The following is a 13,656-nucleotide window of genomic DNA, read 5'->3' on the forward strand; positions in this document are numbered from 1 at the left end:
GGCAGGGCAGCGCGCGCCGCCCTGCCGGATGATTATTACTGAGCCGAGGCCACAGCGTCCTGGAATGCCTTCACCAGATCCGGCCCGACCTTTTCGGCCCATGTGTCAAACGCAGGCTGGGTCGCTTCACGGAAAGCGGCGAGTTCTTCTGCATTCGGCTCATAGACCTCCATGCCCTGCTCTTTCAGGAAGTCGATGCCTTCGGCGGTTCCGGTCCGGCTGATCTCACGCTGATAGGCCATCGCCTCGGTCGCGGCTTCCTGGAACTGGGCTTGCGTTTCCTCGTCCATCCCGTCCCAGCGTTCCTTGGAGATGCCGAGGAACAGCGGGTCATAGGAGTAATGCCAGGTCGTGATGTATTTCTGCATCTCGTAAACCTGCTGCGGGATGATGACCGCACCGATGGGGTTTTCCTGACCGTCGACGACGCCCTGCTGAAGCGCGGTCAGCGTCTCGGACCACTGCATCTGCTGCGGGTTCGCGCCGAGCGCGTTCATCACGTCGATATACATCGGCCCGGCGACGCGGACATTCATGCCCTCCATATCGGCGGGCGATTTCACCGGCTTGCTGTTATTGGTCAGCTCGCGGAAACCATTTTCACCCCATGCGAGCACCTTGATGCCCTTTTCCAGCAGGATCTCTTCCAGCGGCGCAACCGCATCGCCCTGCGTGGTGGCGTCGACCTGTTCGTAATTCGCATACATATAGGGCAGCGAGAACACGGCCATTTCCGGCACCAGCGGCGTCACGTTGATCGCCGAGGTCACCACCAGATCAAGCGCGCCACGGCCGACCATTTCCGCCTGTTTCATCTGGTCGCCGCCGGAAAGCTGAGCGTTCGGGAAGACGCGGACGTCATATTCGCCGCCGGTCTTTTCCGCCAGAAGCTCACCGAAGCGTTCCGCGCCTTGCTGCCAGGTCGTGGTGTCGCCGACATTATGCGACAGGCGCAGCGTCTCCGCCTGAACCGCCGTGGCGAGGATCGTGGTTGCCGCAAGCGCGGCGAAGCTGAAGCGAGTAAAGGTCATATCGTCCTCCCGATGAATCTGAGTGAACCGGACAGCCGGTTTCGGCGGCCTGCCGGTTTGGCCTGCGCATAGAAACCCTATCACTTGCCTGCATACAAGATGGATTTTGCAGCAGGATCACCGCTCAGGCGTTTTGCCACAGCCGTTCAGCATGCCAGCCGATGTGATCGCCCATGAAGCTTTGTACGAAGAAATAGCTGTGATCGTAGCCCTGCTGCATCCGCATCACCCCCGGCTGGCGTCGTGCGGCAATCGCCTGCGCCAGAGCTTCGGGGCGCAGCAGGTCGAGGAACTGATCCTCCGTTCCCTGATCTATCAGCACCTCGCCGGGATAGCCCTGCTCCCGCATCAGCAGCGTTGCATCATGCGCCGCCCATGCCGCCGGGTCGTCGCCCAGATAAGCGGTAAGCTGCTTTCGACCCCAGTCGGATTCGGTCGGGTTGGCAATCGGCGCAAAAGCGGAAACCGAACGGTAGGTCTCCGGCATGGTCATCGCCAGCGTCAGCGCGCCGTGACCGCCCATCGAATGCCCGGTAATGCCTTGCGCCTCCCGATCCAGCGGGAACTGGCTGAACAGCAGATCCGGCAGATCCTGCGCAATGTAATCCCACATGCGGAAATGCTTCACCCACGGTTCCTGCGTCGCGTTAACATAGAAGCCCGCGCCCTGCCCGAGGTCATAAGCCTCATCATCCGCCACGCCCTCGCCACGCGGCGAGGTGTCGGGGAAGATCAGCGCAATGCCCTCACGCGCGGCATGTTCCTGCGCGCCCGCCTTGGTCATGGCGTTCTCATGGGTGCAGGTCAGGCCCGAAAGATACCACAGCACCGGCACCGGCCCGGATTCGACCGCAGGCGGCAGATAGACCGCGAAGGTCATGTCCGTTCCAGTCACCGCGGAGGCATGGCGGTAGACGCCCTGAATGCCGTCAAAGCTGCGGTTTTCGCTGATCGTTTCAAGCGTCATCCCGGTTTCCTTCCGTCAGATCGTGATACATCACAAGCGCATCGACATAACCCAAGGCCGGATGCGCGAACGCGCCGGGCAGCCTGCCGACCACATCGAACCCCGCCTTTTTCCAGCTATGGATCGCATCGTCATTCGTCGCCACGACGAAATTGAACTGCATGGCGAGAAACCCCTGCGACCGCGCCCAGTCCTTTGCATGCCCGACAAGCGCCCGCGCCACGCCCTGCCCGCGCGCCTGAGGTGCCGTGGCAAAGCTCGCATTGGCGACATGGCTGCCGCCGCCGGGCCGGTTCGCGCCCACATGGCTGGTGCCGAGGATGACGCCGTCCTTCTCCGCCACAAACGCGGTGAACGGCGCGGCGAACCAATCCGCCAGCGCGCCATCCCGGTCGATGTCACGCGCGATGCAATAGGTTTCGCCTGCCCGGTAAACCGGTCGCAGGATCGCCCAGATCGCGTCGTGATCCGCCTCCCCTGCTGCCCGGACGGACAGGCGGGAGAGCGTGGCTGCATCGCTCAATACAGCACCACAGAGCGGATCGATTCACCGGCATGCATCAGGTCGAACCCTTTGTTGATGTCGTCCAGCGGCATGGTGTGGGTGATCATCGGGTCGATCTCGATCTTGCCGTCCATGTACCAGTCCACGATCTTCGGCACATCGGTCCGGCCGCGCGCACCACCGAATGCCGTGCCTTTCCAGATCCGGCCCGTGACGAGCTGGAAGGGCCGCGTGCTGATCTCCGCCCCCGCAGGTGCGACGCCGATAATCACCGAAACGCCCCAGCCGCGATGCGTGCATTCAAGCGCGTCACGCATCACCTTCACATTGCCGGTCGCGTCGAAGCTGTAATCCGCGCCGCCGATCTGGTCGAACGGGGTCTTGGTCAGCTCGACGATTTCCTGAACCGTGTTCTCCACTTCGGAGGGGTTCACGAAATGGGTCATGCCGAAGCGCTCGGCCATCTCTTTCTTGTCGTTGTTCAGATCGACGCCGATAATCATATCCGCACCGGCGAGCCGCAGCCCCTGAATGACGTTCAGCCCGATCCCGCCAAGCCCGAAGACAACGGCCTTGGCCCCGATCTCGACCTTGGCGGTATTGATGACCGCACCGATCCCCGTGGTCACGCCGCAACCGATATAGCAGATCTTGTCGAACGGCGCGTCCTCGCGGACCTTGGCAACGGCGATTTCCGGCAGAACGGTGAAATTCGAGAAAGTCGAGCAGCCCATGTAATGATGAATGGGCGTACCATCCGGCATGGAAAACCGGCTGGTCCCGTCCGGCATCAGACCCTGCCCCTGCGTGGCCCGGATCGCGGTGCAGAGATTGGTCTTGCCCGACAGGCAGGAGGCGCATTGACGGCATTCCGGGGTATAAAGCGGAATCACATGATCCCCCGGCTTCACACTGGTCACGCCCGCGCCGACCTCCACCACCACGCCTGCGCCTTCATGGCCGAGGATGGACGGGAAAATGCCCTCCGGATCAGCGCCGGACAGGGTGAATTCGTCGGTGTGACAGATACCTGTGGCCTTGACCTCCACCAGAACCTCGCCAGCTTTTGGTCCGTCGAGGTTGACCTCCATGACCTCAAGCGGCTTGCCGGCTTCCAGAGCGACTGCGGCGCGTGTCTTCATCTTGCATACTCCCATTACCCCGGCCATGTTTCGACGCTGCACCCCGCCGGGTCAACCCGCGCATTTACCACGCGCCCCCAAAACACCCGCTCGCCACTGATAGGCAGTTGCCGGAACACCTGCCGTCTGGCAAGCTTGCCCTACCGCACACAATTCGGGGTAATTCGATGCGCAAGAAGATGTTTCAGGCTCTTGTCTTTGCGCTCCTCCCGTTGATGTCGTTCGCCCAGACTGAATCGCCGCTGCCAGAAGGGCGGGTCGCGCTTCAGGAGGATTTCGACCTGCCGGGCGGCGATCTTGGCCCGATCTTCGAGATTTCGCAGGATGCCTGCGTCAATGCCTGCCTCAGCAACGAGGCCTGCACGCAACTGACCTATAACGCCCGCTCCAATGCCTGTTTCCCGAAATCCGGCGCAGGCGAGCCGACCCCGTTCGAGGGCGCGCTGTCCGGCCCGGCGATCCGCACCGATCCGGCAGTGGCAACCCGCGCCCGCGACCGCGCCGCATCGGCGCAGGACTGGCTGTCCGCGAGTGACATCGCCGCAGCAAAGGCACAGGCGCGGGAGATCGGGCAGCGTTTTCCGGGCAACGGCTTTCCGGCAGACGCCTTGCGCGATGTCCTCAACCGCAATGACGCGATCAGCGACTGGCGCAGGCTGGAATTGCAGGGCGCTTTGGTGGCGATGACGGATGATGCAGCGGACTGGGCGGATCTGGCGCGGGATTATCGCGACGTTCTGGGGTCTGCCGAGGACAAATCCCGGATACGGCGCGAAATGCTGCAAGCGGCAACGAATGCGTGGCTGCGGGCAGACGGACCCGCGCCGGATTACCTCTCGCTCTGGGCGCAGGCGGCGGATGAGGAGGGGCGCGGCCGCGACGGCCTTCTGGCGCTGCGCAGCGGCCCGGCGGAGGCGCCATCCATTGCCGCGATCATCGAGGATTTCGAGGGGCGCTACGGTTTCGCCAGCCGCGATCACTACGTCCAGGCCAGCGGCCCGATGCCACAGCTTTGCATCACCTTCAGCGACGACATCGCGCGCGGTCAGGACCTGCGGCCCTATGTCGATCTGCCCGACCCGACCTTGGCGGTCGAGGCGAATGGGAACGACCTCTGCGTCTCCGGCCTGCCGCGCGGTCAGGATGCGACGATCCGCGTCCGCGCCGGCCTGCCCGCCGCCAGTGGCGAGGCGCTGCGCCGGGATGTGGAGATCACCGCCTATATCCCCGACCGCAGCCCCGAGGTGCGCTTTCCGGGCCGGGCCTATGTACTGCCCGCCTCCGGCGATCTCGGCCTGACCATGTCGACGGTCAACACTGGTGAGGTGGAACTGACGCTCTACCGCATGTCCGACCGCAACCTTGTCCGCGCCTTGCGCGAAGGCATGTTCGGGCGTCCCCTTGGCGGCTGGCGGGAACAGCTTTTCACCGACACGCTGGGGCAAAGCGTCTGGCAGGGCTTCGCCACCGTCGCACCGCCTGTCGGGGGCGGCGAACATGCGATCAACAGCGAGGTCGTGACCCGGCTTGACCTGCGGGAGGAGGCGGGGCCGCTTGAACCCGGCGTCTATGCGCTGCGGGCGGCGGTTCCCAATGCCGATGAAGATGTCAGCCCCGCCGCGACGCAGTGGTTCATGGTCTCCGATCTGGGTCTCAGCAGCTTTTCCGGCACCGATGGGCTGACCGTCGCCGTGCGCGGCCTGTCTGATGCGGGACCGCGCGCTGGCGTTGAGGTCGCGCTGATCTCTCGCGGCAATGCGGTTCTGGGCCGGGCCACCACCGATGCAGAGGGCGTGGCGCATTTCGATGCCGGGCTGACGCGCGGTCGCGATGCCGCCGAACCGGCGCTGATAACCGCAACCCGCCGCGAGGGGGAGAGCGTCGCCGATCTCAGTTTCCTGTCGCTGATCGACCCGGAATTCGACCTCTCCGACCGGGGGGTGGAGGGCAATCCGCCCGCGCCCCCGATTGACGTATTTGCCGCTCTCGACCGGGGTGCTTACCGCGCGGGAGAGACGGCACATGCCACGATCCTGACCCGCGATGCCCGCGCCGCTGCCATAGACGGATTGCCGCTGAGCGCGAAGATACTGCGCCCGGACGGGGCGGAATTCGCGACCATGATGCCCGCGCCGGTCGGTGACGGCGGCTATGTGCTGAACCTGCCGATCCCTGACACCGCGCCTCGCGGGGCATGGCGGATCGAGTACCGGGTGGAGGCTGACGGCCCCCCGCTCGCCACCTCCCGGATGCTGGTCGAGGATTTCCTGCCGGAGCGGATCGATTTCGACCTGCGACTGCCGGAGGAACCGATCCCGCCGCAAGCGCGCCTCGGCACCGAGATTAACGCCCGCTGGCTGTTCGGCGCCCCCGCCGCCGAATTGCCCGTCGAGGGCGAACTGACGCTGCGCCCCGCCCGCAGCCTGCCAGACTGGCCGGGCTATGTCTTCGGGCGGCAGGACGATACCCTGCCCCAATCCGCCGACATGCTGCTGGGTCAGACCGATGCGCAAGGTCGCTACGCCGCCAGCTTCGACCTGCCCCCCGCCATCACCGCCTCCACCCGCCCCTGGACGGCGGAAATGCAGCTTCGCGTGCTGGAAGGTGCAGGCCGCCCGGTGGAACGGCGGGGCGAGGTCACCATCCTGCCCGCGCAAAACGCCATCGGGCTGAAGCCGGGTTTCGAAGGCGATATCGTCCCCGAGGGCAGCGATGCCGGGTTCGAGGTCATCGCCCTTGCCCCCGACGGCACCGCCATTTCAGAAGAGATCGACTGGACGCTGAGCCGGATCGAAACCCAGTATCAGTGGTACGCCATAGACGGCGACTGGCAGTGGGAGCCGGTCGTGCAGCGCTTTTCCGCCGGATCGGGATCGCTCTCGGTCGATGACACAACGCCAGCGACCCTGTCTGTCCCGGTGGAATGGGGCCGTTTTGAGCTGACCCTGAAAGCGCCGAACGGGGCGGAGACATCGTACCAGTTCGACGCGGGCTGGGGTGCGGTCGCGAGCGAAAAGGAAACCCCCGACAGGCTGCGGGTGACGCTGGACAAGCCCGCCTATCGCATCGGCGATACCGCGCAGGTGACGTTCGAGGCGGCAGCGAATGGCACGGCGCTTATCTCCGTCCTGTCGAACCGGCTGGTTGCCATGCAGATCGTCGAGGCTGTGGAAGGCGTGAACCGTGTCGATCTTCCGGTGACGGATGACTGGGGCGCGGGCGTCTATGTCGCGGTCAGCGCCATCCGCCCGGTCGGGCCGGACGCGGGCCATGCCCCGATGCGGGGGATCGGGCTTGCCCCTGCTGCCGTCGATCCGGCGGATAAGCTGCTGAACGTCTCTCTCAGCGCCCCGGCGGAGGCCGATCCGCGCGGCGCGGCGGAGGTCACGCTGACGGTCGACGGTGCCGGGGGTGAGACGGTTCAGGCGACAATCTGGGCCGTCGATCAGGGTATCCTTAACCTCACCGGATACACGCCGCCCTCGGCCTCCAACCACTATTTCGGACAGCGCAGGCTGGGCGTCGGGCTGCGCGATCTGTACGGGCGGCTAATCCTCGCCTCCGGTGCAGCGGATGGCGCGATCCGAAGCGGCGGCGATCAGACCGCGCCGGGACCGCAATCGCCGCCGCCGACCGAGCGGCTGATGGCGTGGTTCTCCGGCCCTGTCACGCTGGACGCTCAGGGGCACGCGACCGTGTCGGTGCCGCTGCCGGATTTCAACGGCGAGGTGCGGGTGATGGCCCTTGCGTGGAGCCGTCGTGCCGTGGGTCAGGCCGATACGACGATGCTGGTCCGCGATCCTGTCGTGATGACCGCCACGGTGCCGCAATTCCTCGCCCCCGGCGATCAGGCGACGGCACAGCTTTCGCTGACGCATGCAACCGGACCGACCGGCGCGGTGCAGCTTTCGGTGACGCCGCTGGATCGGGACGTGCGGATCAGCGCCACGACCCGCGATCAGGTCGAGTTGACGGCGGGGCAGCGGATCGATCTTCCCCTCAGCCTGGACGCGCCGCCAGTGGAGGGCGCGGCGGGGTTGCGCATCGCCGCGACGCTGCCGGACGGGCGGACCATCACCAAGGATCTGCAAATCCCGGTCATGCGCCTCGACCCCGCGATCACGCGCGCGATGCGCCTGACCTTGGCGCCGGGCGCGGCGCAGACCCCGGATTTCTCGGCCCTGGGCGATTTCGTCCCCGGCACCGGGCGGGTGAGCCTTGCCGCCGGGGCCTATGCTAGGCTGAACATCCCCGCAGCGCTGACGCTGCTGCGCGATTTCGATTACGGCTGTACCGAACAGATCGCCTCCGCCGCCATGCCCACGCTTTACGCCGCCGGGCTCATGCCGGAAAACTCGCCTGCCCGCCCGGATACACAGACGCGCAGCGTGGACGAGACGATCACCCAGATCCTCACCCGCCAGACCACACGCGGCGGTTTCGGGCTGTGGAACGCGCGCGGCTCCGATCCGTGGCTGGACGCCTTCGCGACGGATTTCCTGTCGCGGGCCCGGTTGCAGGGATATGAGGTGCCGGACGCGAATTTCCGCCGCGCCCTGACCAATTTGCAGAACCGGCTGAACACGGCGACGAACCCGGAATATGCCGATCCCGGAGAGGCCGCGTGGATGGCCTATGCCGCCTATGTGCTGGCACGGGAACGCGCGGCTGTGGTCAGCGATCTGCGCTACTATGTCGATACCGGCGCAAGCAGCTTCGCGACACCGTTGGCGGCGGCGCAGATGGGGGCGGCGATGGCCTATCTGGGCGATCAGCCCCGCGCCGACCGCATGTTCTCCCGCGCAGCCCTGCTGCTGGAGGAACGGGCCGACCCGGCAGGCCGGCGCAGCGATTACGGCACGCTGATCCGCGACCGCGCCGCTGTCATGGCATTGGCGGCGGAGGCCGGGACGGAACGGGTCGATCTGAACCGGCAGGCGGATGAAATCGCCTCGGCGCTCATCAACCGCGACGGTGGCCTGTCGACGCAGGAGGCGATGTGGATCGTGCTGGCCGGTCAGGCGATCACGGCGGGCAGCGATCCGGCACAGGGCGTGACATTGGGCGGCGCGCCGCTTTCCGCCCCGATCATCGACCTTGGTGACGCGGCGGCACCGATGCGCCAGCCAATCGCAAATAACGGCGACCGACCCGTCGACGTCACCCTGTCCGCGACCGCCGTGCCGGGCGCGCCGGTGGAGGCGGGCGGCAACGCCTATGCCATCACCCGCAGCTATTACACGCCCGAGGGCACGCCGATGGACCCGGCGCTTGTCGCACAGGGCCAGCGGCTCGTCACGGTTGTCGAAATCCGCCCCTTTGACGAGGATGCAGAGGGCCAGATCATCGTCACCGACCCGCTGCCCGCCGGTTTCGAGATCGACAACCCGAACCTGATCGAGGCCGGGGAACTCGACGATCTCGACTGGCTGGACCTGACCACGGACACCGATATGACGGAATTCCGCGCCGACCGCTTCGCGACCTCGCTCGAAATCTGGGGCGGCGCGACGCTGCGCTTTGCCTATCGCATTCGCGCCGTGACCCCCGGCAGCTTCCATCACCCGGCAGCGACGGTCAGCGACTTCTACAGGCCGGAGCGACGCGGCTGGACCGGGAGTGGCACGGTTGTCATCCTCCCCTGACCGCCGCGATCCGTCGCGCCGCGCCGGACGGTGGCTGATCGGTGCAGCGCTGTCCCTGTTGATGCTGGCGGCAGGTGCGGATGCCGGACGGGACCGCTTCGACCGCTGGACCGACGCCACGCCGATGCCGCCGCTGGAGGTGGCGACGGGAACGCAGGTGCTGGCGCGCGACGGCAGCCTGCTGCGCGGCTTTCAGGTCGGTGACGGCATCTGGCGGCTTGCCCCGCCGGAAAGCGGCGTCGATCCGCGTTTCCTGCAAATGCTGATCGCGTGGGAGGATCGGCGCTTTGCAACCCATTCCGGCGTCGATGGCCGCGCCGTGATGCGGGCGGCGCTTCAGGCGGTCTGGAACGGCCGGATCGTCTCTGGCGCGTCGACGCTGTCGATGCAGACCGCGCGGCTGCTGGAGCGGGGACCGACCGCCGACTGGCAGGGCAAGATCCGGCAGGCGCGGCTGGCAATGGCGCTTGAGCGGCAGATCGGCAAGGACGGGGTATTGGCGCTGTATCTGCGGCTTGCGCCTTATGGCGGCAATACCGAAGGGGTGCGGGCGGCCTCGCTGATGTGGTTCGGCAAGGAACCCGCCCGGCTGACCCCGGCGGAGGCAGCCTTGCTGGTCGCCCTGCCCCAATCACCCGAAACCCGCCGCCCGGATTTACCCACGCGGCGGCAAGCGGCGCTGTCCGCCCGAAACCGGGTCATCGACCGGGCCGAGGCGGAAGGCATTATCGATGCCGAGGCCGCAGCCTCTGCCCGCAACACGCCCTTGCCGGAGACGCGCCGCCCCTTCCCGGCCCATGCCGCGCTGCTCGCTGACCGGCTGCGCCGCGCCCGGCCCGGCGATACTGTGATCCGCACCACCATCGACGCCGATCTGCAACGCGTGACCGAGGCGCTGCTTTCCCGTGCCGTCACCCGCTACGGCAGCAGCCTGTCCGCCGCCGCGATCATCGCGGATCACCAGAGCGGGGAGATACTGGCGGAGCTTGGCACCGCCGAATACGGCAGCACGCCGCGCGACGGGTTTGTCGACATGACCCGTGCCCTGCGTTCCCCGGGATCGACGCTGAAACCCTTTGTCTATGCGCTCGGCTTCGATGACGGGCTGATCCACCCCGACACGCTGATCGAGGACCGGCCTGCGGCCTTCGGGCGCTGGCAGCCGGAGAATTTCGACCTGCAATTCCGCGGCACCGTCACCATCCGCCGCGCCTTGCAGGAATCGCTGAATATCCCGGTCGTCCGGGTCGCCGCCTCCATCGGGCCGGCGCGGATCATGGCTGCACTGCGCCGCGCCGGGATGCGGGTGGAGATGGCGGGCGACACGCCCGGGCTGGCCGTCGTGCTGGGCGGGGCCGGTGTCTCGCTGCATGATCTGGTGCAGGGCTACGCGGCGCTCGCGCATGGTGGCCGGGCGGTAAGCCTGCGCGACACCCCCGTCCCTTTTGACGCAGCGGAGAAGGCACCAGCCCGCCTCGTCAGCCCCGCTGCTGCTTGGCAGATCGGGGCGATCCTGTCGCAATTGCCGCCCCCGAACGGACGCCAGACGGGGCGCATCGCCTACAAGACCGGGACCAGCTACGGGCATCGCGACGCGCTTGCCATCGGCTATGACGGGCGGTTCGTGATCGGCGTCTGGATGGGCCGCGCGGACGGCACGCCGGTGCCGGGGGCGTTTGGCGGGCAACTCGCCGCGCCGATCCTGTTCGATCTGTTCGACGCGGTCGGACCGGAATCGCGGAAGCTTCCCGCTCCGCCGCCGGAGACGATTATCGCCGCGAATCCGCAGCTTCCCGCATCATTGCGACGTTTCACCGCAGCGGGGGAAACCAGCCTCGCCCGTCGCAGCGACGGCACGGTGCGCGACGATCCCCTGACCATTGCCTTCCCGCCCGACGGGGCGGAGATCGAACTGATGACGGAGAATATCCCGGTGCGGGTGCGTGGCGGGGTGCCGCCGTTCACATGGCTGCTGAATGGCCGCCCTGCTGCGATTGCAACGCCGGATTCGGCCACACAGATCCCCGGCAGCCCCGGCATGTCGGAGTTGTCCGTGACCGATGCGACAGGCGCCACGCGGCGCGCACGACTGCGCCTGATCCGGCCCTGATCCCGCCAACCTGAAGCCACTGCCGCGCGGCTGTTATCGGCGAATTCATTCCCGACAAAAAAACTCTGACCCTCTGGATTTCAACTGATAAAAACGCTAAGAATTGCGCAGCGGCCTCTTATTGGCCGCCCGAATTGCTGCCGGATCGAGGAGAGATGATGTTCCGCACCACCATGACCGCCCTGCCCCTGGCCCTTCTCGCAACCGCTGGTTTTGCTGCCACGCCTGAAGAGGTTGTCAGCAACTATGCCGATATTGCCGAGGCAGGCTACAGCGACAGCCTGACCACGGCGCAGGCGCTGCGCGAGGCCGTTGCGGCGCTTGTCGAAACCCCGTCGGAAGAAACCCTGACCGCCGCCCGCGCGGCATGGACCGCTGCCCGCGTCCCTTATCAGCAGACCGAGGTTTTCCGCTTCGGCAATGCCATCGTCGACGATTGGGAAGGCCGCGTGAACGCATGGCCGCTGGATGAAGGGCTGATCGACTATGTCGCAGAGAACACCCCGTCTGCCGAAGATAACGAACTGGCGCATCTGAACGTGATCGCGAATAGCTCGCTCGATCTGTCGGGCGAGGTTATCGACGCGGCGACCATCACCCCGGAACTGATCTCCGGCCAGCTCCACGAGGCTGGCGGGATCGAGGCGAATGTCGCCTCCGGCTACCACGCCATCGAATTCCTGCTTTGGGGTCAGGACCTGAACGGCACCGGCCCCGGCGCGGGCGAGCGTCCTTACACCGACTATATTCAGGGCGACGGCTGCACCGGCGGCAATTGCGACCGCCGCGCGCAATATCTGACCGCCGTCACCGATCTGCTGATCGCCGATCTTGAAGAAATGGTCGCCAACTGGTCCGCCGAGGGCGAGGCGCGCGCCACCGTCACCGGCGACCCGCAGGCCGGGCTGAACGCGATCCTGACCGGGATGGGCAGCCTGTCCTACGGTGAGCAGGCGGGCGAGCGGATGAAGCTGGGCCTGATGCTGAACGACCCGGAGGAGGAACATGACTGCTTCTCCGACCAGACCCAGAACAGCCATTACTATGACGGGCTGGGCATCCAGAACGTCTATCTCGGCCATTACAAGCGCGTCGACGGCTCGGAAGTGTCGGGACCGGCGATTTCTGAACTGGTGGCGGCAGCCGATGCCGATGTCGACACGGCGCTGAAAGCGGGTCTGGAAACCTCCGTCGCCGCCCTGACCGCGCTGAAAGAGAAAGCCGATAACGGCATGGCCTATGACCAGATGCTTGCCCCCGGCAATGTCGAAGGCGAGGAAACCATCATGGCCGCCGTCGATGCGCTGGTCGCCCAGACCACCGAGATCGAACGCGCGGTTGCGGCACTTGGCCTCAGCAAGATCGAGTTCGAGGGCTCCGACAGCCTCGACAACCCGAACGCGGTTTTCCAGTAACAGGCTCTTTTCACGAGGGTTTTTGTCATGATTGTCTGTCACTGTACTCAGATCACCGATCGCGACATTCGTGCCGCGGTCGGCTGGATGCGGGCAGCGGACCCTGATACCATCGTCACTCCGGGCAAGATCTACCATGCGCTCGGAAAGCGCGCCGATTGCGGCGGCTGCATGAAGTTGTTCGTCGCCCAGATGCGCGCGGCGGATGGGTTCGCTGTCGGTAACGGCTCGCCGGTGCCTGCAGTGTTGACAGGCCTGCGCCGAAAGGTGGCGTCAGGCTGACAGGAAAGGAACGAGAATGAAGGGCGACGCAAAGGTCATCGAATACCTGAACGCAGCTCTGAGATCGGAACTGACCGCGGTAAGCCAGTACTGGCTGCATTACCGCCTTCAGGAAGACTGGGGATACGGCAAGATCGCCGATAAATCCCGTGCGGAATCGATCGAGGAAATGCACCACGCGGACAAGCTGATCCAACGGATCATCTTTCTGGAGGGGCATCCGAATCTGCAAAAGCTTGATCCGCTGCGCATCGGTCAGAACGTCAAGGAGACGATGGAATGCGATCTCGCTGGCGAACATGACGCGCGCAATCTCTATATCGAGGCCCGCGATCATTGCGAGAAGGTCGGCGATTATATCAGCAAGAACCTCTTCGAGGCGCTGATCGCGGATGAGGAAGGTCATATCGACTTCCTCGAAACCCAGATCGCTCTGCATGACGAACTCGGCGCCAAGAATTTCGGGCTGCTGAACGCCAAACCGGCCAGCGAGGCCGAATAAGCTTCGGATGGGCGGCCTGTGCCGCCCAGTTCCGCTTTCATCACCACTATTTCCGGC

General features: G+C 65.8%; 9 protein-coding genes. 5 read left to right on the plus strand and 4 right to left on the minus strand.

What is annotated here, in order from left to right; genetic code table 11:
• Positions 1-35 precede the first annotated feature (35 nt).
• From PAF12_RS07060 to PAF12_RS07075, 4 genes are all read right to left on the minus strand, one after another.
• Positions 36-1,031, minus strand: a complete 996-nt coding sequence (locus PAF12_RS07060; protein ID WP_271109462.1) for a DctP family TRAP transporter solute-binding subunit — start codon at positions 1,029-1,031, stop codon at positions 36-38.
• Positions 1,032-1,155: 124 nt separating this feature from the next.
• The gene (gene fghA / locus PAF12_RS07065; protein ID WP_271109463.1) at positions 1,156-1,998 is read right to left on the minus strand and encodes an S-formylglutathione hydrolase; all 843 of its coding nucleotides are present in this window, start codon (positions 1,996-1,998) and stop codon (positions 1,156-1,158) included.
• Complete coding sequence (locus tag PAF12_RS07070; RefSeq protein ID WP_271109464.1) at positions 1,988-2,521, minus strand: GNAT family N-acetyltransferase; 534 nt, start codon at positions 2,519-2,521, stop codon at positions 1,988-1,990. The genes fghA and PAF12_RS07070 overlap by 11 nt, the downstream gene beginning before the upstream one ends.
• Entirely contained in the window at positions 2,518-3,645 is a 1,128-nt protein-coding gene (locus tag PAF12_RS07075; RefSeq protein ID WP_271109465.1) for an S-(hydroxymethyl)glutathione dehydrogenase/class III alcohol dehydrogenase, read from the minus strand. Before PAF12_RS07075 ends, PAF12_RS07070 begins: the two co-directional genes overlap by 4 nt.
• A 167-nt stretch (positions 3,646-3,812) precedes the next feature.
• Here PAF12_RS07075 and PAF12_RS07080 point away from each other — a divergent pair, with 167 nt between their 5' ends.
• The 5 genes from PAF12_RS07080 to bfr all read left to right on the plus strand — a co-directional run bounded on the left by PAF12_RS07080 (position 3,813) and on the right by bfr (position 13,599).
• The gene (locus tag PAF12_RS07080; RefSeq protein ID WP_271109466.1) at positions 3,813-9,290 is read left to right on the plus strand and encodes an alpha-2-macroglobulin family protein; all 5,478 of its coding nucleotides are present in this window, start codon (positions 3,813-3,815) and stop codon (positions 9,288-9,290) included.
• Complete coding sequence (pbpC, locus tag PAF12_RS07085) at positions 9,274-11,400, plus strand: penicillin-binding protein 1C (protein ID WP_368045166.1); 2,127 nt, start codon at positions 9,274-9,276, stop codon at positions 11,398-11,400. Before PAF12_RS07080 ends, pbpC begins: the two co-directional genes overlap by 17 nt.
• Before the next feature lie 173 nt (positions 11,401-11,573).
• A complete protein-coding gene (locus tag PAF12_RS07090) occupies positions 11,574-12,815 on the plus strand; it encodes an imelysin family protein (RefSeq protein ID WP_271109667.1) in 1,242 nt (413 codons plus the stop codon).
• A 27-nt stretch (positions 12,816-12,842) separates the two neighbouring features.
• Positions 12,843-13,097, plus strand: coding sequence for a bacterioferritin-associated ferredoxin (locus PAF12_RS07095; protein ID WP_271109467.1), 255 nt, complete (start codon positions 12,843-12,845; stop codon positions 13,095-13,097).
• A gap of 16 nt (positions 13,098-13,113) precedes the next feature.
• Entirely contained in the window at positions 13,114-13,599 is a 486-nt protein-coding gene (gene bfr, locus PAF12_RS07100; RefSeq protein ID WP_271109468.1) for a bacterioferritin, read from the plus strand.
• The last annotated feature ends 57 nt before the right edge of the window (positions 13,600-13,656 follow it).

It is taken from the genome of Paracoccus sp. SCSIO 75233, assembly GCF_027912675.1.
Lineage (GTDB): Bacteria > Pseudomonadota > Alphaproteobacteria > Rhodobacterales > Rhodobacteraceae > Paracoccus.